We start from the raw sequence: 20,608 nt of genomic DNA, 5'->3' as shown, positions 1-20,608 counted from the left end.
CGCATCGGTATCGGCGTATCAGCGCAGAATAGACAGCGCGGCTCATGCGGCTAAAAGTTCTATTGGCCACAAATTCACTTTGGAGTATACTTAAGCCTCGATTCACTTACCCAGACACAGCGCTGAGTTGAACGCCAGCGGGGAGGTTCTTATTCCTGAGACACTTACTTTAACGGTGAGCTTGCGCGGCACTCGGGAGGTGCGAGACAACAGCCAGGTCTTCCGCCTCGCGGGGCTTCTCGATGCGTTTTCTGAACCCACCTTCCGCAAGGTTGTCGATAAATATGTAGAGGAGGGGCCGTCTAGCGTCATCCTCGACATGTCCCAGATTGACTTTATTGATAGCTCCGGCATTGGAGCGCTGGTGCAGGTGGCCAAGAAAGTGCAGCAGGCAAATGGCAAGCTGCAACTGATCGCCAACTCCCGCGTCATGCAGACGATCAAAATGGTGCGTTTGGAGCAGTTTTTCAAGATTCAGCCCAACGTCGAGGCAGCGCTGGAGAATGCCAAGCGGTCTTGATGCGGCCGGGTCGTGCCCCGCTGAGAAGGGATTCCGGGAGCAAGACCTCCAGCGGCTCTCTCCGGCGGCATTGGCCTACGTGGGCGATGCAGTGTACGAACTGCATGTACGGATAGCCTGCCTGCTGCCGCCCAAACGCATTCAAGACTATCATCGGCAAGTCGTGGAGCAGGTGCGGGCCGAAAGCCAGGCCGCCCAAGTGCGATCGCTCTCTAGCCATCTCACCGAACAGGAGCAAGACATTGTGCGGCGAGGGCGCAATGCGGCTCAGCGAGGCCCCCGGCGGGTGGATGCTGAAATTTATCGTCAGGCCACAGGTCTAGAAACGCTGCTGGGATACCTGTATCTCAGCAATCCGGGGCGATTGCAGGAGTTGCTGGCACAGATGCAGCCCCTCGAAAACTTGAAGCCCCCGCCAGAAGCAAGCGGTGAAAAAGGCGGTGAGAGAGGCGGTGAAAAAGCCTGATAGACCTGTATAGATCCGTTGCAATCTGCCCTCCGCTCGCTTAAGAAACTGAAACGAAATCGCAAGAAATCTTTGGTCAGGGAATCGTGTTGATTTTCCCCCAATTTGGAGCTGGCTCCGCTATGCTAGAAACCCGGAGATGCTGACGGTTTTACTGCCCGGCGCGTCTTAGACATTTGGACACTACGACTACGTCAGGGAAGGAGACTCATGGCTGCTCAAAACCGCGACTCAAACCGGGGGTCGTCCCCGCGCAAAGGACAGGGTTCATCCCGACCAGGCAAACCGCGTGCAGGCGGGGGCGGGCGAAAGTTTTCGGGCGGAAAGTCGGCAGGCGGAAAGTCGGCGGGCGATCGCTACTTTAGTGAGCGGGCAGCAGGCGACGATCGGGGCGATCGCTATGGTGACGGATCTGCGAGTCGAAAGCCTTCTGGCGATCGCTACGGCAAACCTGCGGGCAGAAAGTTTTCGGGCGATCGCCCTGATCGTCCTGCCAGAGACTCCTACAGCGCCAGACCGTCGGATCAGAGGCAGCCAGAGCAATCAGTGGGCGATCGCCCTGCCCGTCGTCGCAGTGATGCAGACAAGCCCGCCAAAGCCAAATTTAGCCCAGACCGGCCCGTCCGCCTTTCCGGTGACCAGGTTCGACCTATTTCCCGCCGCCCGGCCGCTGCGCCAGGCAGAGACGGGAGCGATCGCCCCGGCCGCAAACCGCCCCGACCAGCCTGGGAGAGCGATCGCGGCACATCCCAACCGAGGAACTTTGGGGACGTTTCGGAAGCCCGCTATAGGGCCACGGAGAGCCTCGGCAATGAACTGCATGAATCCGAAGAAGCCAGCCTCGATTTGATCTATGGTCGTCATACGCTGGTGGCGGCCCTAGAGAGCGATCGCCAGCTTAACCGCATCTGGGTCACGCCGCGCCTGCGCTACGATCCCCGCTTCCATACGCTGCTGCAAAAAGCCAAGAGCAACGGAGCCGTCATCGACGAGGTAGACAATCGACGGCTCGACCATCTGACCCACGGCGCAACGCATCAGGGCATCGTGGCGCAGGTTGCTCCCTATGAATATCTGGAATTGGGCGACCTGATTGCCCAGGCCAAAGCCGCAACCGAACAGCCCGTGCTGGTAGCAGTGGACGGCATCACCGATCCCCACAACCTGGGTGCAATTATTCGCACGGCCGAAGCGCTGGGCGCTCAGGGCATCGTGATCCCGCAACGGCGCTCGGTCGGTGTTACCTCAACGGTGATGAAAGTCGCGGCGGGTGCATTGGAAAACCTGGCGATCGCCCGCGTGGTCAACCTGGGACGAGCGCTCGAAGAGTTGAAAGCCGAAGGGTTCTGGATTTACGGCACCGACGCAGAAGCGGGGCAGTCGATCAACACGGTCACGTTTCACAGGGCGACGGTGCTGGTGGTCGGCTCCGAGGGTGACGGGCTAAACATGCTGACGCAGCGCAGTTGCGATGTGCTGGTGTCGATTCCGCTGCGGGGCAAAACAGCCAGCCTGAATGCCTCGGTGGCCGCGGGTATGGCGCTGTATGAGGTGTATCGCCAGCGCTGGACGAATACGCTCTCGCTCAGTCCGGCGATCGCCAAGTGATTCACTGGCTGGGTATACATCTGCCCCCCGAAACAGAAAATATGCCAAAAAAACGCAGAGGCAAAATAAGTCTGAAATCAGAAGCGATCAGAATTTTTGCCTAAACGTCACACACAATACGATCTGGGGGGCAGATTTCAAGGGATGCTGTAGGCGGGACAAAACTTGAGCTAGGAGTCTTAGGGATTGAAGGGGATGGAAGCTTAGCCCCCTTGAATAGACTGGCTCATAGGATGCCTTATTTTGCTGAAGCTGGTTCATAAAGGATTGTAATAAATATTGAATTTTCCTAAAGAGAACCCTACAGTTTAAGCCAAAGACTTACATCCTAACGCCTTATGAAAGAAACCTGGACATCAATCTTGCAAACGGTAGGTGCGGCCTGGTGGGTGGAAATTGTGACTGACTCGCCCCGCTGCACCTACTACTTCGGCCCGTTCGCCAGTGCAACGGAAGCAGAACAACACAAGGGCGGCTACGTCGAAGATCTGGTGCAAGAAGGCGCACAGGGAATCAAGCTCAGCATCAAGCGCTGCAAGCCCCACAAGCTGACGATCGACGATGAGCAGGAAATGCCTACCCGCAGCGCGGCGGCGTTTGGCTAGGTCGAGCGAAGCCGGGTTTTGTCAGAATTGGGCGATCGCCTCTCTTTTTGAGTTCTCTGTTTGAGCTTGTTTGAACTTGTTTGAACTTTCTAGGGAGGGCGATCGCTTTTAACTTGTACAGACAGCTTGTACAGATAACTTGTACAGAAGCTGCTTAGTACATAAGCTCTGCTTAAGAAAAATTGCGCCTAGTGAGCAATTCTGCTTGCCAGAGGTAGGATCAAGGTGTAAGCCAAAGCCCATAGAAAACGCTTCAAACTCTCTATCTGCAAGGCTTCTACCAGGGAACCTGATCGCTGATCAGGAGGAGGGTGTCTACCATGACGCTGCATACTAATCTCAATCCCAACTCTTGGAGAGATATTCACTTACCCCCTATTTTGCTTGCATCGCTTCTTATTCTCTTTGCCGGTATTCCAACTGCGGTTCAAGAATATCGACTGCGGAATGTTGCTCAAAGCTCAAGCATGGTAGCAGAGCAGCTCAGGCTGACTCAAAAAGCTCTGCTGGCTAGCCAACAAACTGAGCTATCGCTTAGCCAGCAATTAGCGCAAACTAAGGCAGATGCGACGCTAATGAGTGCCTGTCTTGTCGATGTTCAACGCTTCTCTGAAAATGCCCAGACGGCATACAACAGGAGTAAAGCTCCTTCCGTAAACTGGCGAGTGGTGGGTGAACAATTTTGGTTAGCGGCTCTCGATTTGTCCAGCTTTACAGAGTCTTGGCAGACTGGTGCTTGTAGTCAGGCCAAGCCCATTATTCAAAACTACAAATAGATGCTCGAAACAAGGTGACTAGGGCTGCTAGGTAAAACTTAAAATTGCCCTTAGCAATGAGTAATATTTTTGTTAAGGGCAGCTTTTCAAAGTGAGAAGTCATGTTTATGGACAAGTTGGCCATGTTTTGCGGCGGCGACGAGCAGGAGGGCGATCGCTCCACCGAAAATCCTGGGTCGGGTTCACCATTTCAAACACTGCCACGTAGGGATTTCCTGAATCTGGCGTGGCGTAGGTCGAAAACACCTGCCGATGATCCCGCCAAAACAGACATGAATCTGCATAGCCCGCCTGCTTGAACTGTTGCACCAACACCTTTCCATATTGCAGACGATACAGCTCTGCGAGGCGCGAAAATTGCACCCACGGCCTTCCGCTTCTGGCAGACTCCGCCCGCAGCAGCGTGCAAAGCTGACGGCTTAACTCCCCCTCCTCAGCTTCCGAAATGCCCAAACGAACCTGAGATATTGCACTGTGATGATTGATAGCCATGACGATTTTCAGATTTAGCTGAACTATTGCCAAATTGCGATTTGAGGTGCAATTTGTGGATGTTGAAAAACTACATTCTGCAAGGTTTACGTTTCTGGCTAATTTGGGTGTGGATCTCTGCACCCTGACTGCCTGACACATCTCTAGAAACCCCTGATTTCTCGTAGGGGACGCTGGCCCAAAAGCTCCTCTGACCAAGCCCTCCGGCTCCAACTCAGGAGCTATGGGCTTCGATCCCAAGACAACGAATTTTCTGGGCTTTCGGGACTTGTGTCAGGCAACCAGCTCTGCACCGCAAAACTACTGCCCCAATCTCGTTGATAATGAGAGGAGACACGTTACAGTTCTTCATCATGGCGCGAGATCTGCGGGGATTTTTGAACCAGCTAGAGCAGCGGGGGCAGTTGCGGCGCATTACGGCGCTGGTTGATCCCGAACTGGAAATTGCCGAAATTGCCAATCGCCTGCTGCAAAGCGGCGGCCCGGCCCTGCTGTTTGAAAACGTGAAGGGGGCTGAGTATCCCGTTGCGGTGAACGTGATGGGTACGGTGCAGCGCGTCTGTTGGGCAATGAACATGGAGCAGCCCGAAGAACTGGAAGCGCTGGGCAAAAAGCTGGCCCTGCTGTATCAACCCCGCCCGCCCAAGAAGATTTCTCAGGCGGTTGACTTGGGCAAGGCCCTGTTTGACGTGGTGAAGGCCAAGCCCATGCGCGAGCTTTTGCCGCCGTGTCAGCAGGTGGTGCTGAAGGGCGACGAGGTAGATCTGACTAAGCTGCCACTGCTGCGGGTGTATCCGGGCGACGCGGGCAAGGTGATCACGCTGGGGCTGATGATTACCAAAGACCCTGAAAACAAAATTGTGAACGTGGGCGTATATCGCCTCCAACTGCAATCCAAAAACACGATGACGGTGCAGTGGCTCTCGGTGCGCGGCGCAACGCGGCATTTGCGGAAGGCGGCCGAGCGGGGCGAAACGCTGGAGGTGGCGATCGCCCTTGGGGTAGACCCGATGCTCGTGATGGCGGCCGCAACTCCCCTGCCCATCGACATGTCGGAGTGGCTCTTTGCTGGCCTCTACGGCGGCGGCGGCGTGCATCTGGCCAAGTGCAAGACGGTGGACTTGGAAGTGCCCGCCGATTCAGAATTTGTGCTGGAGGGTACGATTACTCCCGGCGAGGTGGCGATGGACGGCCCGGCAGGCGACCACATGGGCTACTACGGCCCTGCAAACCCCAACGGCCCGCTGATCCGCTTCCACTGCATGACCCACCGCAAAAATCCGATTTATCTCACCGCCTTCAGCGGTCGCCCGCCCAAGGAAGACGCAATGATGGCACTGGCGCTAAACCGGATTTATACGCCCATTTTGCGCCAACAGGTGCCGGAAATTGTGGACTTTTTCTTGCCGATGGAGGGCTTGAGCTATAAGGTGGCCGTGCTGTCGATTGACAAATCCTATCCGGGGCAGGCGCGGCGGGCGGCGCTGGCGTTTTGGAGTGCGCTGCCGCAGTTTAGCTATACGAAATTTGTGGTGGTGGTGGACAAAGATATCAATGTCCGCGATCCGCGCCAGGTGGTCTGGTCGATTACGTCAAAGGTGGACCCAGCGCGGGATGTGTTCATTCTGCCGGATAACCCCTTCGACTCGCTGGACTTTGCCACCGAGCGCCCGGGTCTGGGCAGCAAAATGGGCATCGACGCGACCACCAAGATCTACCCAGAGAGCGATCGCCCCTGGGGTAAGCAGCTAGACCCCGACCCCGACACGGCGGATTTGGTGTCGCGCCGCTGGGCTGAATATGGCCTCGCTGACCTGAATCTGGAAGAGGTAGACCCCAATCTGTTTGGCTATGATATGCGCTGAGGCGTTTGGCTTGATTTTCATTCTGAGAAATCGGCACGCTGAGAAATCGGCAATGGGTTTACGATTTTGCTGTTTTCCGTGCGTACTATGCCCTGTTTTACGTCGCTGAGGCGCTCTTGGACAAAAAGGGACTCTCTTTCTCTAGCCATGCTGCTGTGATTAGCGCCTTTGGTCAGTATCTCGCTCGCCCAGGAAAAGTGCCGCTCGATTTACACCGCCAGTTGATTGATGCCCAAGCCCTTCGCACTCGTGCCGATTACGACATTTATCCTAATCTCTCGAAACAAGACGCTCAGATGCTAATTGCCCAAGCAGATGCTTTTTTGGCGATCGCCCGACAGGTGTTTTCCTGAGCGACGAAGCGCGATCGCCCTCCAGTCTGCCACTCTGAACCCAACCGTGCAAAATTTAGCAACACTGAGTCCCCGCTTTATGGTACTTATAGTCAGATATTCGACTGCGGACGAGTGATTGTGGACGAGTACGCATTTTGCCTGCATGGGCTTGTTCGCATGAGCGTGTCTGCATAGAGCAGGGTCAAGTGTTTGAGGAGGGAGGGCAAACTGCATGAAACTTTCGGTTGTGGTGCCCTGCTACAACGAATTGGGAACAATTGGGCAGGTGGTGGAGGCTGTGAGGCGATCGCCCGTCCAAGATCTCGAAATCATCATCGTTGATGACTGCTCGACCGACGGCACCCGCGAACTGCTGCAATCTCAAATCGAGCCGCTAGTAGACCAGGTGATTTATCATCCCAAAAATCGCGGCAAGGGAGCCGCCCTGCGGACGGGCTTTGCGGCGGCAACGGGCGATGTCGTCATTGTGCAAGATGCCGACCTGGAGTATGACCCCCAGGAGTTTCCCCTGTTGATAGAGCCGATTCTCAATGACAAAGCCGATGTGGTGTTTGGCTCTCGCTTTATGGGCGGCCGCCCCCACCGCGTGGTCTACTTTTGGCACATGGTGGGCAACAAGTTCCTAACGCTGCTGTCGAACATGCTGACCAATATCAACCTCAGCGATATGGAAACCTGCTACAAAGCCTTTCGCCGCGAGGTAATCCAGTCTATCCGCATTCAGGAAAACCGCTTTGGCTTTGAGCCAGAAATCACCGCCAAGGTCGCCAAGGCAGGCTGCCGCATCTATGAGGTGGGCATTTCCTATTACGGCCGCACCTACAAAGAAGGCAAGAAAATCGGCTGGAAAGACGGCTTCCGCGCCATTTACTGCATTTTGAAATACAACCTGGTTGGGTAGAGCCACCCAGCTTTGTAAAGTTCGCGTTCTAGAAAATGAAATTTCTTGCACAAAAGCATCCCATGACTTGGTAGCCTGTAAGGCTATAGTATGCATTGCTACGTCATACCAGACAGAATGGCGATCGCGCTGGAGGGATCGCCCTGACTGCCTGACACATCTCTGGAAACCCCTGATTTCTCGTAGGGGACGCTGGCCCAAAAGCTCCTCTGACCAAGCCCTCCGGCTCCAACTCAGGAGCTATGGGCTTCGATCCCAAGACAACGAATTTTCTGGGCTTTCGGGACTTGTGTCAGTCAACCAGGGACAAGACACAGTTGTAGCCGTACCAGATCTGATTAGTTCTGATTAGTACGGTGTTAGAGAGAGGAGTTAAAGCATGAACATTTTTCATTGTTGCACCCATAAAACTGCAAGCCAATGGGTTCGTGCTATCTTTTCAGACTCCAGGGTACAAGAGTTTTCAGGGTTGCAGCCATATTTTTATGAAGATGAATTACTCTTAAAATATGGTGTTCAGAAGCCGACTGAGAAAGTTTTTAATGAGCCATTTCCAGACAATACGGTGATCACACCGCTCTACGTAGACTATGAGAGCTTTTGCAGGGCCAGAGCAATGGCACATTCCCCATCTTTTGCCTTTTTTGTGACGAGAGATCCGAGAGATATGCTCGTTTCTTGGTACTTCTCTATGAAATATTCGCATCAGGCAATTGTAGATGATGTGTCATTGATTAGGGAATTGCTTAACTCAAAGCCTGAAAAAGAAGGACTAAAACAGAGTATTCGATTATTGGATAGTTTTGATTTATTTGAGTCAATTCGCTCGTGGATTAATGCATCCTCAAAGGACAAGAATATTGTTCTCATTAAATATGAAGACTTGACATCAAAGAATAATGTCAAAGTTTTCATGGATCTTTTCAGAGGCTTCGGAATAGATGCGCCCGAAAATACTTTAAGAGAGGTTCTGGAGGAGTATAGATTTGAGAGTCTGACAGGTCGAAAAAAAGGGCTTCAAGATCTTCAGGCGCATCTCAGGAAAGGCATAGAAGGGGACTGGATTAATTTCCTGGATGACGAGATCCTGGAAGAGCTTCAAAATGTTGCAGGAGGATTGCCAGAAAAACTAGGCTACAAGTCGAGGGATGAATTAACTTGGCAAAATTTGTGTTTTTATCAACGGCTTTCATCTGAAGTCTATTCTGATCTGTGTGCCGCCGAGACGAGGATCAGTTCTATTGAAGGTGAACTGTCTTCTACCAAACAAGAACTGTCTTCTACTAAACAAGAACTGTCTCTCAGGAATTCTTGTCTTGCGGAAATCAGTCAAGAACTTTCGCACACTCAGGAGAAACTGGCTACTGCAAAATCAGTTATCAAGAGAAAGTCTTCCGCAGTCAAGAGATTGAAAGCCAGAGTTTCGGAGCAGGAACGTCAATTATGCGAAACTGTTCAAAATTTGAGGATTCTAGAGAACAGAATTAAGCAGATGGAAAGCAGCAAGTTTTGGAAGATTAAGCGATTTTTGTCAAGTTTGACGACCAAACGTTGTGGGATGTATCTATGAAGCTTGCGGTGTTTTACGCTTTTGCCCGCTCCGGTGGAACCTTGATTAATAGATGCATTGGTTGTATTCCCGGAAACTTGGTTCTGTCCGAGGTTAATCCTCATGCTTCTGTTGTTCCTCCTGAGCAACAGGCTCATGAATGGTGGAAGTTAATTTCGGACGAAGAAGTTGATGTTCTAAGGTCACAAACATACATCCAAAAGATTAGATACTTTTCTCAAAAAGCTCATGAACGTCAGTTGAATCTTATTATTCGAGACTGGCCATCTGTCAATTTTCTGGGGGATCTCCTTGTTCAAGATATTCTCACTCCTAGCTATGTTCTGGAGCAGGAGGTCTACTTATCGCATGGCGATTTTGAATGCTGCTCTGCGGTAATTACTAGGAGAGCAGAAGATGTCTATACATCAATTATTAAATCCTTTGCAGAAAAAGTGCCAGAAAGCTTCCGTTTCTTAAGTGCTGAAGATTTTGGCATACGCTATTTACGTTACGCAAAGTCTGTTTGCAAACATCGAATTTTTCACTACGAAGATATTTGTGAGGAGCCAGAGGCTCAGATTAAAGAATTGTGTGAGTGCTTAGAGATTCAGTACAGTGCGAGTTTCTTGGAAAAGTTTAAATACTTCAGGCAGTGTACAGGTGATAGTCAACCTGCTGTTGGGTCTAGGGGATTTAATCTGGATGTTATCACACGACTAAAAAGTTATACTGATTCCGAATACTATGTTGACACCCAGAAAAATGAGTCTTGTGTAGAAGCAAACAGACTATTAGGTTATGGATAACAATCTAGATACAGATTTTTCATATTCATGTATTAGCAATCTCTGGAAAATTATTGAGGCGCGTGACCATTCTGTTACTATGTCGCGTGAGCGCTTCTTGTCTTTAAATTATGAGTATCAAAGCTTATTCCAAAGACAAGATCAATTTCAAAAGTATCAGCAGGAACAAATCCAACACCAGCAGGAACAGATCCAACACCAGCAGGAACAAATCCAACACCAGCAGGAACAGATCCAAGAACTGAACAAACAACTTCAGGAAGTGTATCTCTCCCTAGAACAGGTTCAGTCTTACGCCAAGACTCTAGAGGTGCAAGCCCTACAATTGCGATCGCACGCAGAACAGCTACAATCACAACTAGCTGAGCGGCAATCTCGGATTGAGCAACTCAAAGGGGATAAGCAGAAGTTGCGCGATCGCCTGCAAAAAACAAAGCTCAAGATCAGCAACTTGCAGCAACAGATCGAATCTATGCAAAGCAGCAAGTTTTGGAAGCTCCGCACAGCATGGGTTTCTTTGAAAAACCGGTTGCGTTTGAATCCATAGCGGCTATGAAAACGGCGCTGATTTGCGGCGTTTCGGGACAAGACGGAGCATACCTGGCGAGGTTTTTGCTCGAAAAGGGTTACACAGTTCATGGAACCTCCCGCGATGCCCAGGTTTCGTCGTTTAAAAACTTGGATCGGCTGGACATCCGCGATCGCCTGGTGCTGCACTCAATGGCGCTTAATGACTTCCGCAGCGTCCTGCAAGTGATTCATCGGGTCAAACCCGACGAAATCTACAATCTGGCTGGGCAGACCTCCGTTGGGCTGTCGTTTGAGCAGCCCGTAGAAACGATGGAAAGCATCACCCTAGGCACGCTCAATCTGCTAGAGGCGATTCGCTTTATCAATGCCCCCATCAAGTTCTACAACGCTGGCTCTAGTGAATGCTTTGGCAACACGGGCGATCGCACAGCCGATGAAACCACTGCCTTTTCTCCACGCAGTCCCTACGCCGTTGCCAAGGCCGCTGCCCACTGGCAGGTTGCCAACTACCGAGAGGCCTACAATCTCTTCGCCTGCTCTGGCATTTTGTTCAACCACGAATCTCCGCTCCGTCCCAGGCGCTTTGTCACTCAAAAAGTGGTGACCACTGCGATCGAAATCTCAAAAGGTCGTGCAGAGCGACTGTACCTGGGCGATATCTCAATTCGGCGGGACTGGGGATGGGCAGCAGAGTATGTCGAAGCAATGTATCTAATGTTGCAGGCTCCACAGCCTGAGGATTATGTGATTGCTACAGGTGAAACCCATTGTCTGGAAGATTTTGTGGCCGAAGTCTTTGCCTATGTGGGATTAGATTGGACGGCTTACATTGAAATCGACAAGTCCTTGTTTCGACCGTCTGAAATTGCCGTCAACCGAGGCAGTCCCCAAAAGGCTCATGAAAAGTTAGGCTGGCTGGCCCAGCGAAAGATGAAAGACGTAGTACGGGGTATGGTTGATGCCATTCTGTGCGATACTAGTCTAAGTGCGTAAGCCAGGACGGAGCGAATCAAGGCGAATCTTGGGCGATCGCAGATTTAGGATTCCGCAAGGCGGCAGTTTGAGATGCAGAAGAAGGTTAATTTTCCAGCAAAACAGGCTAAACTTCGCCGACGCTTAGAGACTTTACTAACTGGTTACTCTGCATTTCCTAAGGGCAAAACGCTGACAAAAGCGGATGTTGTTATCACACCAAACGAGATCAATACTCGACACGGTACAGGCCTTCTCGTAAAGCGAATCTTTGGCACAGGGGCGAATACAATCTCAATTCGCTCTGCGGATACCTACCCTGGCGATCATCAGTTTGGGGATCTCAGCTTGTCAATTTCTCATCGAGGCTGTTCTCGACCAGAGTCTTTCAAGAAGCTATTGAAGCAGCTAGAGGACGTAACCATTCGTCGAATTCTCTGCATCCCCTTCTTCAAAGATGACCTGATTACGGCGATCGCCCTTAAGGAAATATTCAATGTCCCACTTTGCACTTACATTCTGGACGATCAGAACATATACGTTAAGAATATTCCAGATGGCTTGATGCGCGAGCTATTAGAAAAGTCCTCACTTCGTTTAGCCGTTTCTCCTGAAATGAGAGATGCTTACGAACAGCGCTATCGCCTAAAGTTTTGGTTCGTTCCACCCGTTGTACCCAGTGATCTAATTCAGAACTACTTCAAGCCCGCCGCCGATGACAAAAGCAATGACAAGACGGGCGTACTAATTGGGAATGTCTGGAATGAGCGATGGTTCAACAACCTGCAAAAGCTGCTGACTGGTTTCCCGCATCACATTGATTGGTTCCGCAGCGGGCAGGTTCAAGATTTTGAATGGCTTGCTGATAAACAAGCTTTTCTGCAACAAGGCATTCTTCGTGAGCAAAACTTCATTGAAGATGAGTTTGAATTCGTGCAAAAGCTGCGGCAATACCCCTACGCCGTAATTCCCTCCAGCACACTCGATCAAGAAGATGAACATCTTCCCGTTGGGTATCTCAGCCTGCCTAGTCGCATTCCTTACCTACTGGCCACCACAAATATTCCGATGATTGTGGTAGGTAGCCCAAAAACCGCAGCCGCTAAGTTCATTGAGCGCTTCGGCATAGGAGTAGTTTCAGATTACGATCCTGCTAGCTTCAATCAAGCTGTGGAGTACGTTACTGCTCCCGACAATCAGCGTGAAATGCGGCAGCGGGCTGCTATGCTAGCTGACGCATTTTCAGATAAGAAATTTGACACCTGGTTATGGAAATCTCTAGAAGCAGGACAGCCAATCGACTTTAGATTTGAGGAACTCTGCCCGCACCGCCCTAGCGACCTGCTTTATTTCATTGAACCGCCGACACCACGCGATTTGTTTCCGGAGTTTGTTCCATCATTCAATTCATTTCGTCGGCTAAAGCGGCGAGGGTATGAACCTGATTTCATCATTGACGTGGGCTGTTCTGTTGGTGTTTGGTCATTCACCATCAGTAAGCTATATCCCAGCGTTCGCTACGTCCTCATTGATCCACTGTTGGCAAAACATGATGCCAACTTATTGCGTCAGTTCGCTGGATCATTAAGACATCATGATTTGGTAGAAGCAGCAATTTCCAATCAGTCTGGAAAAACGCACCTGCAAGTATCTCAAGATCTCTATGGTAGTTCTTTGCTAAAACCTGCTGACTTCCGTTCATACGAATCTGTGGAAGTCGAAGTGAAAACCCTTGATCAAGTCTCTGAGGAACTGTCGATTGAAGGACGGGGTGTTCTAAAAATTGATGTTCAGTGTGCTGAACATTTGGTTCTAGAAGGAGCAGCCCAGTTTTTGTCCAAGGTCGATATTCTGGTTGTAGAGTTATCCCTCGTTCAGTATGATGCTGACGCTAGAACCCTCGCAGAGATGGTAGGCATTATTTCCGACTTAGGATTTCGCTACTATGATGATGCTGGAGAATGGCGATCGCCCGTTGATGGAGCCTTGCTCCAAAAAGATATTGTCTTCGTTCGCGAAGGACTGATCCCCTCAGAAACCAGTGATATTCTTCTAGACGAGAAAGCCTTTATAAAACCCTCAGTTCGCTCTAAGGATGAAGAGTTTCGCCTGGGTGAATCATCTCCTGCTTTACCTTCTTACTACGAAGGCGAGATGATATATAGCAAGATGTTTGGCGAACTAATCAATGAAGTCCAGCGTTTACATCGATACTATGTTGACTATCAGGCAAAGTATACGCTGACTGTCCATGACGAGTTGCTTGCGATGAAGCAAGATTTAGATGACCTAAAGAAACGTTTTATGTATTAATTCCTCCTGTTTGGGGTGTACTTAGTTGAGGCGGCAATAGGATTACAGAAAACCCACAGAGTCAAGGCTTAACATGAAGGTTAGCATTATCACCCCTTCGTATAATCAAGGGAAATTTATTGAGAAGACTCTGCTTAGTGTCCTATGCCAAAATTATCCCGACATAGAGTACATCGTGGTTGATGGAAACTCCAGCGATGAAACCATTAAAATTCTGGAATACTACAGGGATTTTATTGATCACCTAATCATTGAGCCAGATCGGGGTCAGTCCGATGCTCTAAACAAGGGATTTAGATTGGCTACAGGGGATGTCCTAGCCTATCTGAATTCTGATGATGTATACGCAGATGAAAATGTTGTTTCTACAGCCATCAAGCACTTTCAGGAAACCAAAGCAGATGTTGTTTATGGTTGTCGGAAGTTCATTTCAGAAGATGGCTATCAAACAAATTTTCATCCTTACAGGGAGTATTCAAAAGAGTATCTAGTTTGGACAGACTATATCCCTCAAGAGTGTGTCTTTTGGGGGAGAGATATCTTTAGGAAAGCAGGCGAGTGGATAAACGAAGAGTTCGATTTCGCGATGGATTATGAGCTTTGGTTTAGGTTTCTGGAGCATGATGCTCGATTTTACGCCGCACCTGAGACATTTGGCTTCTTTCGATACTATCCCGATCAGAAAACAAAGTCCCGCTGGGAAACTGTAGGACTTCCTGAGATTGCTAAGTTGCATCAGCGTTATAACGGTTCCACAATTCCCCAAGATAAAATGTACGCCTATTTTGCAGAGTACACGTTTGGTTCTAGCAATCAGGCACTCATCTCTAGCTTGTATGAGTCCTGGAGAAACTATGCTGAGTTTGAATCAAGAACTTTTGAACGCTTGCCAATAGATAATTGGGTTTATTATTGCCAAATCAATCCAAGACGGCTTGGAAAGCAGTTCTAGTACAAGTTCCAGATTCAATTGACGGGTTCTTAGAGGTACGGAGGAAGCAATGGTAGTTGGTAGACTAAAAACGATTAAAGACCTAATTCTAAACAAATTAGATCAGATTCAATCGAAGGTTGAGCAGTTTGAGCAGGTTTCTTCTGCCGCCTCTGAAAATGAGACTGCCCTATTAAGGTCTTCAGTGTTTTTAGTAGACGCGATGCAGCGCCAGGAAAAGCTTAATCAAGATTTTCAAACAACGCTTTTACATCAGATCAATACAATTCACCGCCAAGGGATGGCTCAGCATGAGTTGCTGAGCAATGCCATATCTCAAATTCGTGATATGAGAGAGCAAGTTAGCGCCCTCCAAGATAGGATTGATCGGCTTGAGAAGAGTTCGGAAAAAAGTCATGACATGGGTAGGGTTTAAAGCAATTTTGTGACCAAACTTGAGAGCTGATTTATGAAGCAAATCTTAAGAAGCCTGAAACTCTTGGCATGTGTGGCTTTGAGGTCATGTTTGCCCAGGAAAAGCGGTTTCTCGGAAATCCTTGATTAACAAGGCTTTCAGGCTCCTTTACAAATTAGCTCTGATGAACTTGAGTCTGTAGGTTTAGAAAATATGCTCAGAAGCTTAAGATCAATTCTCCGTCGAGCTGAGTCTGTTCAAGAGGTGCTTGCTGACGCTGATTCTGCTCAAAGAGCTTCTGCTCAAGGATCTACAGTGTCTCAAGTAACCTCTCAAACATTTCCTGTTCAGCAGCTAGTCGCTAACAAGAAAGATAGGGTGATTTCGCTGCTTGCGTTAGGCGTTCCTATCAATGCAGTGGTTGATGTGGGTGTTCAAAGAGGTACTCCAGAATTGATGGAGCCACTTCGGGAAAGACATCACCATCTATTTGAGCCTGTTTCCTTGTGGTATGGAGATATAGAGAAGAACTATTCCGCCATCAGCAATACGCTTTACCCTATTGCATTGTCAGATGAAATAGGATCTGCCTGGCTTATTCAGACGGCGCTCTTGAAGGATGGAGTTGCTACTCATGCAAGAATCAGCGAAGTACCAGTAATACCGGATGGGCAAGAAATTGTTTCCTGTGAGGAGATCAAGGTAGACAGACTTGACTCATACTCCGATTTACTTGAAAAGGATTACTTGCTCAAGGTTGATGTTGACGGAAAAGATTTGGAAGTTCTTAAAGGAGCCTCTGGCTGCATCAGTAATGCCTCCGTTGTGATTGTGGAGGCACATTGGGCTGCATTGACGGCTAGGGGAAAGATTCTTGAGGAATACGGGTTTGAGCTGATTGATATTGTGGATCGAGTTATGTATGGACAAGTTTTGTGGCAGTGTGACTTGGTTTATCTAAGGAGCGATCTGATGAATGAAAAACTACGTCCTCCCATGTTTGATCCCGCCCACTGGCATCCTCTTCCATAGCAGAGGCAGATTATAGATTATCTTAGATTGGGAAAGTGGTGCCCGATCTGGTTGACTGACAAATCTTTTTCCCTCATCCCCCAACCCCTTCTCCCAAAAAGGGAGAAGGGGAGCCGGAGTTTAGAACTGGGTTTGAAGCCCCTCTCCCGCTTTGAGAGAGGGGTTGGGGCGAGGGTGATTCGAGTTTTGTCAGTCAACCAGGGTGCCCGATTCAATAGATTAGACAAACCTGACCGCATCGATCGCATCAATCAAAACCTGAAAATCGAAAAGCTTTATTGCTAAAGAAAAATCATTACGGCGGCGGCTAGCGTGATCAGGATGGCGTTGTAGGCGGCGTGGTCGGCGGTGCTGGCTTGCACGCCTGCTTCTTCGGACTGGAAGGCGTTGCCCGTTTGCCGCAAATGGCGATCGCGCACATACTTATAGCGGCAGGCAAACAGGAACCCCGGCAAAATCAGCACGATCCCGCCGATTAGGGGGATTCCCGCCAGCAGGTGCGCCAGCCCAAACCAGGTGGAACGCACGCCGATTTGCCGCCAGGTGTTGGCCCCGCGCCGAAACAGCCGCTCCTCCAGCCGCGCCCAAAAGGGAATGCCCAGCAGCAGCGCCAGCCAAAACAGCAGAATCAGCAGCGTCGCCCAGTTGAAATGGGATACTGCTTCTGGCACAGGCGGCGGCTCCAATCCTGGCATCGGCGGGGTAGGGAGGTCTGGCACAGGGGATGGCGCAGGGGCGGCATCTTTGATCAGGTTAAACGGCTGAAACATGACGTTGCCGGGTCGCCCAAACACCAGATCCGACCAGCCCAGACGCAAAATCGGCGGGGCGATCGCATCGGCAATCGAATAGGTCACCAGCGTTGCCACGACGATGCCCAGCGCCCGCCCATAGGTCAGCCAGTGGGTGCCAAAGTAGGTCTGCCAGACGAAGCCCAGCCGCGACCGATGCCGCCACAGATCGGCCACAATCAGCCCCAGCACGCCCAGCGATAGCAGCACCGACACCCCCTGCCGCAGCAACTCCGCCGCCGGCCCCTGCCCCAGCGCCAGCAGCAGCACCGCCGCCGTCACAATCAGCAGCCGCAGCTTGGCCGCATTCAGCACTGCGCCCACATTGTGCAGCAGGGGCCAGCGCGTTTCCCCCCGCCGCAGGTGCATCCACAACTGCCCCGCCATGCCCAGGCTCAGCAGCCGATTCAGCGCCGCCGGAGCATAGCCCGGTTGCAGCCGCAGTGCCTCTTCGCAACTGGCGATCGCCCGCTCATAGCGCCCCAGCCGCATCAGCGCCCGCCCGTGATGCGCCCAAGCAGCCGCTTTCCACGCCTCCTGCCGATGCGGAGCCAGCGAGAGGGCCTGCTCAAAATTGGCGATCGCCTCCAGCACCCGATCTTGCCGCAGCATCGCAATCCCCCGGTTGCTCCAGGCCCGGTCTAGCCTGCTGTCGAGGGCGATCGCCCGCTCATAGCACTGCTGCGCCTCGGCATATTGCCCCGCCACCGAATGCACCACACCCTTACTGTTCCACGCTTCTGGCAGGTTTGGGTCAAGCTGCAAGGCACGATCGCAAAGCTGCATCGCCGCTTGCTTTTGTCGCCGCAGCACCGCCAGCAAAGACCCCTTCGCGCTCATCGATAGGGCATCCTGGGGCTGTTGTTCCAATGCGTTGCCAAAGCTGGCCAGCGCCTCGCCATAGCGCCCCAGACTGCGGAGCGTACAGCCGCGATCGCGCCACAGCCTTGCCCTCGGTTTGGCCGCCAGCTTGATCGCTTGGTCAAAATTTGCCAGCGCCTCCTTAAATCGCCCCAGCCCATCCAGCGCCCGCCCCCGCCCGTGATAGGCCGCCACCAAGTCTGGCCACAGCAGCAACGCCTGGTCAAACTGGGCGATCGCCGCTTCGATCTGCCCATCTCGCAACTGCCACCAGCCCAGCCGACACAGCAGCCCTGCCCGCTCTGCCTCTGGCAACGCCGCCTCACTCAGCCGCTGCCCACACTCCGCTGGCGTTAACCGAGCCAAATCATTACCAGACCATGAAACATCCGAATCAAACTCAGAATCAAACTCAGAATCAGCGTACATGCAAAATACTCAGCGGCGCGACGGTGTGGCAATGCCTCTATTTTAGGTTGAGCAGGATTGAGGCAGTTGGCAGATTTCTCACGGGCTGCATCCGCGAGAAATCCGCCAAAGTCCAGAACACGGATGGCTAGTGCATAAGTCCTGTTGAGGTTTTGGCGGGTTGAGGGGCGGGAGTGAGATGATTAAATAGCACCGCCCCTACCAACCCACCCATGCTCACCGCCCCCCTGCGCCAGCACAACGGCATTTTTGAAGACCGCGCCTTTACCCGCCCAACGCCAAACAGCGAACTTTCCTGCGCCATTCTCGTGGTGGGGGGATCGACGGCGGCCTATACGGCGGCGCTGGTGGCGGCGCGGGCCAATCTGTCGGTGTGCCTGGTGCAGCCGACGCAAATCTTGGGGGGACAGTTCACCGTGCAGGCGCTGCCCGCGTCGGACGATGGCGATTTGCTCAAAGAGCGGGCGGGCGCATTTCATCGGGCAGGGGAAGAATTTGCGATTTCGCCGTTGCAGCGCTGGTTTCGCGATCGCCAGCGACAGCTCCAACCCGTGCAGGGGGAGGTGCTGCAAAACCCCGGCGGCGGCTGGGTCAGCCCGATTTGCACCAGTCCCGTCGTATCCGCCATAGCCCTAAACGAGGCGATCGCCCCCTGCTTGGAACGGGGTACCCTCCGCTTCATTCCCTTTGCAGAACCCGTCGAGGTGCGGTTTGTCACTCCCCCCGGCGGGCGGCGGCGCGTCACGGGGGTTGTGTTTCAAGACCTCCAGCGGGGGCATCGCTTCACGATTTCGGCGCAGATCACCATTGAGGCAACCGATTTGGGGGATTTGCTGGAAGTCGGCAATATTCCCTCCCGCGTGGGGCAGGAAACCCGCGAAGAAACCGGCGAACAGGCGCTTCCCAAACATCCCCTGCCGGAATGTCAGCAGTCCTTTACCTACGGCGCGGTGATCGAACTGGCGGAACCGGGCAAAGGCAAACCCATTGGCGCACCGCCAGGATACAACGTCGCCCCCTGGCTGCTGGCGGCAGATTTTGAAGCCGATTTTTGGACGAAATCTGGCGGTCAGTGGGAGCCACAGCCGCGCCCCTTTTTGCATCCCTTTGGGATTTTCCGCTATCGCCGCCTGATTCGCGTGTCTACCCAAGAGAAGCTGGTAAAGCCGGGGGACGTGTCGGTGCTGAACTGGGGCCAGCATCAGCACGGCGAGGGCGGGCCCATGCTCTGCGGCAACGACTATCGCGTGGGGGAACTGGTCGGCGTGAGTCGGGAGGAACGCAAGCTGCATCTAAAACAAGGGCGCGATCGCGCTCGGGCCTACGTCCACTATTTGCAGCAGCGGGGCATTCCGCTAAAACCCCGGGGCGACCTCACCTGGACCGCCGACGGCATCGCCCTGGAACCCTACATCCGCGAGGCGCGGCGCGGTATCGCCCTCACCCCCATCCTCCACGAAGACGTGGCCAAGGCCTTTTTCCCCAACCAGGCGCGGGCCCGCTGCTTTGCCGACAGCGTGGGCATTGGGCAATATCACTATCTCGACCTGCACGGCAACGATCGCCAGGGCCACGCCAGCCTGCCCGGAGACAAGGTAATTGCGCTGCCCTTTACGCTGCCCGTGGGGTCGCTTGTTCCCCTGGACACCGACGGGCTGGTGCTGTCCTCCAAAAGCCTCGGCACGACCCACATCACCAACGCCGCCTACCGAATGCATCCGGTGGAATGGGCGATCGGGGAAGCCAGCGGCTATCTGGCGGCGCTGGCCGTGTGGGCGGGAGTGCAGCCGAGGGCGATCGCCCTGCAAGAACCCCTCCTCCGCAAGCTGCAAGGGCTGATCACCCGCAACGGCATTCCTATCTTCTGGTTTGACGATGTATCCCACAGCGACCCCGACTTCGAGCCGATCCAGGTGATGGCGACCGCAGGCATCGTCCGCAGCGAAACCACCACCGATCTGCATTTCCGCCCCGAAAACACCGTCACCCGCGCCGTCGTTTCTACCGCAATGGTGAAGCTGCTCAACCTGTCGCCCACCACGCCCCACCAGCCCACCTTTTCCGACGTGCCCAAAAACCACTGGGCCCATCCCTATATCGAGGCGCTGGCCGCAGCCGGACTGATCGCCGGAGTCGGCCGCGGCCGCTTTGCGCCAGAGTCGCCCATCACCCGCGAGCAGTTGTCCTTCTTGGTGAAAAAAGCCGCACCCGATGCCTATGACCGGGCCTTTGCCCGCACGCCCATCGACCGCCAATCCCTGCGCCGCCGGGAACTGTCGCGGGTGCTGTATGAAGTGATGAAAGTCGTGTTGAAGAATTAGACAATCATGGGGGCGATCGCCCGGATTGATTGCTATGCTGCACAGGGCAGGCAAGCATTTGAACA

The 20,608-nt window shown here is 52.4% G+C and carries 19 protein-coding genes; 17 read left to right on the top strand and 2 right to left on the bottom strand.

Annotation, left to right across the window (positions count from 1 at the left end; translation table 11 throughout):
* Positions 1–175: 175 nt before the first annotated feature.
* The 5 genes from HPC62_RS14490 (at position 176) to HPC62_RS14470 (ending at position 3,975) form a co-directional block, all read left to right on the top strand.
* A complete protein-coding gene (locus HPC62_RS14490) occupies positions 176–520 on the top strand; it encodes an STAS domain-containing protein (protein WP_172356794.1) in 345 nt (114 codons plus the stop codon).
* The gene (locus HPC62_RS14485) at positions 504–986 is read left to right on the top strand and encodes a Mini-ribonuclease 3 (RefSeq protein WP_172356792.1); all 483 of its coding nucleotides are present in this window, start codon (positions 504–506) and stop codon (positions 984–986) included. The genes HPC62_RS14490 and HPC62_RS14485 overlap by 17 nt, the downstream gene beginning before the upstream one ends.
* Positions 987–1,532: 546 nt before the next feature.
* A complete protein-coding gene (gene rlmB / locus HPC62_RS14480; protein ID WP_225906887.1) occupies positions 1,533–2,594 on the top strand; it encodes a 23S rRNA (guanosine(2251)-2'-O)-methyltransferase RlmB in 1,062 nt (353 codons plus the stop codon).
* 338 nt (positions 2,595–2,932) lie between these two features.
* Positions 2,933–3,199 carry a DUF1816 domain-containing protein gene (locus HPC62_RS14475; protein WP_172356790.1) on the top strand — a complete coding sequence of 89 codons (267 nt, stop codon included), beginning with the start codon at positions 2,933–2,935 and terminating at the stop codon, positions 3,197–3,199.
* 320 nt (positions 3,200–3,519) lie between these two features.
* The gene (locus HPC62_RS14470) at positions 3,520–3,975 is read left to right on the top strand and encodes a hypothetical protein (RefSeq protein WP_172356789.1); all 456 of its coding nucleotides are present in this window, start codon (positions 3,520–3,522) and stop codon (positions 3,973–3,975) included.
* A 105-nt stretch (positions 3,976–4,080) separates the two neighbouring features.
* On the opposite strand, the gene HPC62_RS14465 is transcribed toward HPC62_RS14470, so the two are convergent.
* The gene (locus HPC62_RS14465; protein WP_172356788.1) at positions 4,081–4,467 is read right to left on the bottom strand and encodes a hypothetical protein; all 387 of its coding nucleotides are present in this window, start codon (positions 4,465–4,467) and stop codon (positions 4,081–4,083) included.
* A 353-nt stretch (positions 4,468–4,820) separates the two neighbouring features.
* On the opposite strand from HPC62_RS14465, the gene HPC62_RS14460 reads away from it, so the two are divergent.
* The 11 genes from HPC62_RS14460 (at position 4,821) to HPC62_RS14410 (ending at position 16,141) form a co-directional block, all read left to right on the top strand.
* Positions 4,821–6,332 (top strand): UbiD family decarboxylase, encoded by a 1,512-nt coding sequence (locus HPC62_RS14460; protein WP_172356786.1) that lies wholly within the window; start codon positions 4,821–4,823, stop codon positions 6,330–6,332.
* A 29-nt stretch (positions 6,333–6,361) separates the two neighbouring features.
* On the top strand, positions 6,362–6,685 hold the full coding sequence (locus HPC62_RS14455) for a HEPN domain-containing protein (protein WP_172358966.1): 324 nt from the start codon (positions 6,362–6,364) through the stop codon (positions 6,683–6,685).
* A gap of 214 nt (positions 6,686–6,899) precedes the next feature.
* A complete protein-coding gene (locus tag HPC62_RS14450; RefSeq protein WP_172356784.1) occupies positions 6,900–7,589 on the top strand; it encodes a glycosyltransferase family 2 protein in 690 nt (229 codons plus the stop codon).
* Between the two features lie 379 nt (positions 7,590–7,968).
* The gene (locus HPC62_RS14445; protein ID WP_172356782.1) at positions 7,969–9,159 is read left to right on the top strand and encodes a sulfotransferase domain-containing protein; all 1,191 of its coding nucleotides are present in this window, start codon (positions 7,969–7,971) and stop codon (positions 9,157–9,159) included.
* The gene (locus HPC62_RS14440) at positions 9,156–9,947 is read left to right on the top strand and encodes a sulfotransferase family protein (RefSeq protein ID WP_172356780.1); all 792 of its coding nucleotides are present in this window, start codon (positions 9,156–9,158) and stop codon (positions 9,945–9,947) included. Before HPC62_RS14445 ends, HPC62_RS14440 begins: the two co-directional genes overlap by 4 nt.
* On the top strand, positions 9,940–10,494 hold the full coding sequence (locus HPC62_RS14435; protein WP_172356778.1) for a hypothetical protein: 555 nt from the start codon (positions 9,940–9,942) through the stop codon (positions 10,492–10,494). The genes HPC62_RS14440 and HPC62_RS14435 overlap by 8 nt, the downstream gene beginning before the upstream one ends.
* A 5-nt stretch (positions 10,495–10,499) precedes the next feature.
* A complete protein-coding gene (locus tag HPC62_RS14430) occupies positions 10,500–11,471 on the top strand; it encodes a GDP-mannose 4,6-dehydratase (RefSeq protein WP_172356776.1) in 972 nt (323 codons plus the stop codon).
* Positions 11,472–11,543: 72 nt separating this feature from the next.
* The gene (locus HPC62_RS14425; protein WP_172356774.1) at positions 11,544–13,763 is read left to right on the top strand and encodes an FkbM family methyltransferase; all 2,220 of its coding nucleotides are present in this window, start codon (positions 11,544–11,546) and stop codon (positions 13,761–13,763) included.
* Between the two features lie 73 nt (positions 13,764–13,836).
* On the top strand, positions 13,837–14,715 hold the full coding sequence (locus tag HPC62_RS14420) for a glycosyltransferase family 2 protein (protein ID WP_172356772.1): 879 nt from the start codon (positions 13,837–13,839) through the stop codon (positions 14,713–14,715).
* 49 nt (positions 14,716–14,764) lie between these two features.
* Entirely contained in the window at positions 14,765–15,130 is a 366-nt protein-coding gene (locus HPC62_RS14415) for a basic helix-loop-helix domain-containing protein (RefSeq protein WP_172356770.1), read from the top strand.
* Positions 15,131–15,424: 294 nt separating this feature from the next.
* Positions 15,425–16,141, top strand: a complete 717-nt coding sequence (locus tag HPC62_RS14410) for an FkbM family methyltransferase (RefSeq protein WP_172356768.1) — start codon at positions 15,425–15,427, stop codon at positions 16,139–16,141.
* A gap of 281 nt (positions 16,142–16,422) precedes the next feature.
* Here the strand turns inward: HPC62_RS14410 and HPC62_RS14405 are convergent, their stop codons facing one another.
* A complete protein-coding gene (locus tag HPC62_RS14405) occupies positions 16,423–18,159 on the bottom strand; it encodes a tetratricopeptide repeat protein (RefSeq protein ID WP_172356766.1) in 1,737 nt (578 codons plus the stop codon).
* Positions 18,160–18,434: 275 nt separating this feature from the next.
* Here HPC62_RS14405 and HPC62_RS14400 point away from each other — a divergent pair, with 275 nt between their 5' ends.
* Positions 18,435–20,543 (top strand): FAD-dependent oxidoreductase, encoded by a 2,109-nt coding sequence (locus HPC62_RS14400; protein ID WP_172356764.1) that lies wholly within the window; start codon positions 18,435–18,437, stop codon positions 20,541–20,543.
* Positions 20,544–20,608: the final 65 nt, after the last annotated feature.

The sequence above is a fragment of the Thermoleptolyngbya sichuanensis A183 genome (assembly GCF_013177315.1).
GTDB classification, from domain to species: Bacteria; Cyanobacteriota; Cyanobacteriia; order Elainellales; family Elainellaceae; genus Thermoleptolyngbya; species Thermoleptolyngbya sichuanensis.
The sequence above is the reverse complement of the archived record's forward strand: the minus strand, read 5'-3'. Positions and strand labels throughout refer to the sequence as shown.

Bases quoted from the DNA above. Each gene is read 5' to 3' on its own strand.
- HPC62_RS14420 (WP_172356772.1), top strand. From the start codon at position 13,837: ATGAAGGTTAGCATTATCACCCCTTCGTATAATCAAGGGAAATTTATT.
- HPC62_RS14440 (WP_172356780.1), top strand. From the start codon at position 9,156: ATGAAGCTTGCGGTGTTTTACGCTTTTGCCCGCTCCGGTGGAACCTTG.
- HPC62_RS14475 (WP_172356790.1), top strand. From the start codon at position 2,933: ATGAAAGAAACCTGGACATCAATCTTGCAAACGGTAGGTGCGGCCTGG.
- HPC62_RS14425 (WP_172356774.1), top strand. From the start codon at position 11,544: ATGCAGAAGAAGGTTAATTTTCCAGCAAAACAGGCTAAACTTCGCCGA.
- HPC62_RS14435 (WP_172356778.1), top strand. From the start codon at position 9,940: ATGGATAACAATCTAGATACAGATTTTTCATATTCATGTATTAGCAAT.
- HPC62_RS14485 (WP_172356792.1), top strand. From the start codon at position 504: ATGCCAAGCGGTCTTGATGCGGCCGGGTCGTGCCCCGCTGAGAAGGGA.
- HPC62_RS14445 (WP_172356782.1), top strand. From the start codon at position 7,969: ATGAACATTTTTCATTGTTGCACCCATAAAACTGCAAGCCAATGGGTT.
- HPC62_RS14465 (WP_172356788.1), bottom strand. From the start codon at position 4,467: ATGGCTATCAATCATCACAGTGCAATATCTCAGGTTCGTTTGGGCATT.
- HPC62_RS14400 (WP_172356764.1), top strand. From the start codon at position 18,435: ATGCTCACCGCCCCCCTGCGCCAGCACAACGGCATTTTTGAAGACCGC.
- HPC62_RS14450 (WP_172356784.1), top strand. From the start codon at position 6,900: ATGAAACTTTCGGTTGTGGTGCCCTGCTACAACGAATTGGGAACAATT.
- HPC62_RS14430 (WP_172356776.1), top strand. From the start codon at position 10,500: ATGAAAACGGCGCTGATTTGCGGCGTTTCGGGACAAGACGGAGCATAC.
- HPC62_RS14415 (WP_172356770.1), top strand. From the start codon at position 14,765: ATGGTAGTTGGTAGACTAAAAACGATTAAAGACCTAATTCTAAACAAA.
- HPC62_RS14470 (WP_172356789.1), top strand. From the start codon at position 3,520: ATGACGCTGCATACTAATCTCAATCCCAACTCTTGGAGAGATATTCAC.
- HPC62_RS14460 (WP_172356786.1), top strand. From the start codon at position 4,821: ATGGCGCGAGATCTGCGGGGATTTTTGAACCAGCTAGAGCAGCGGGGG.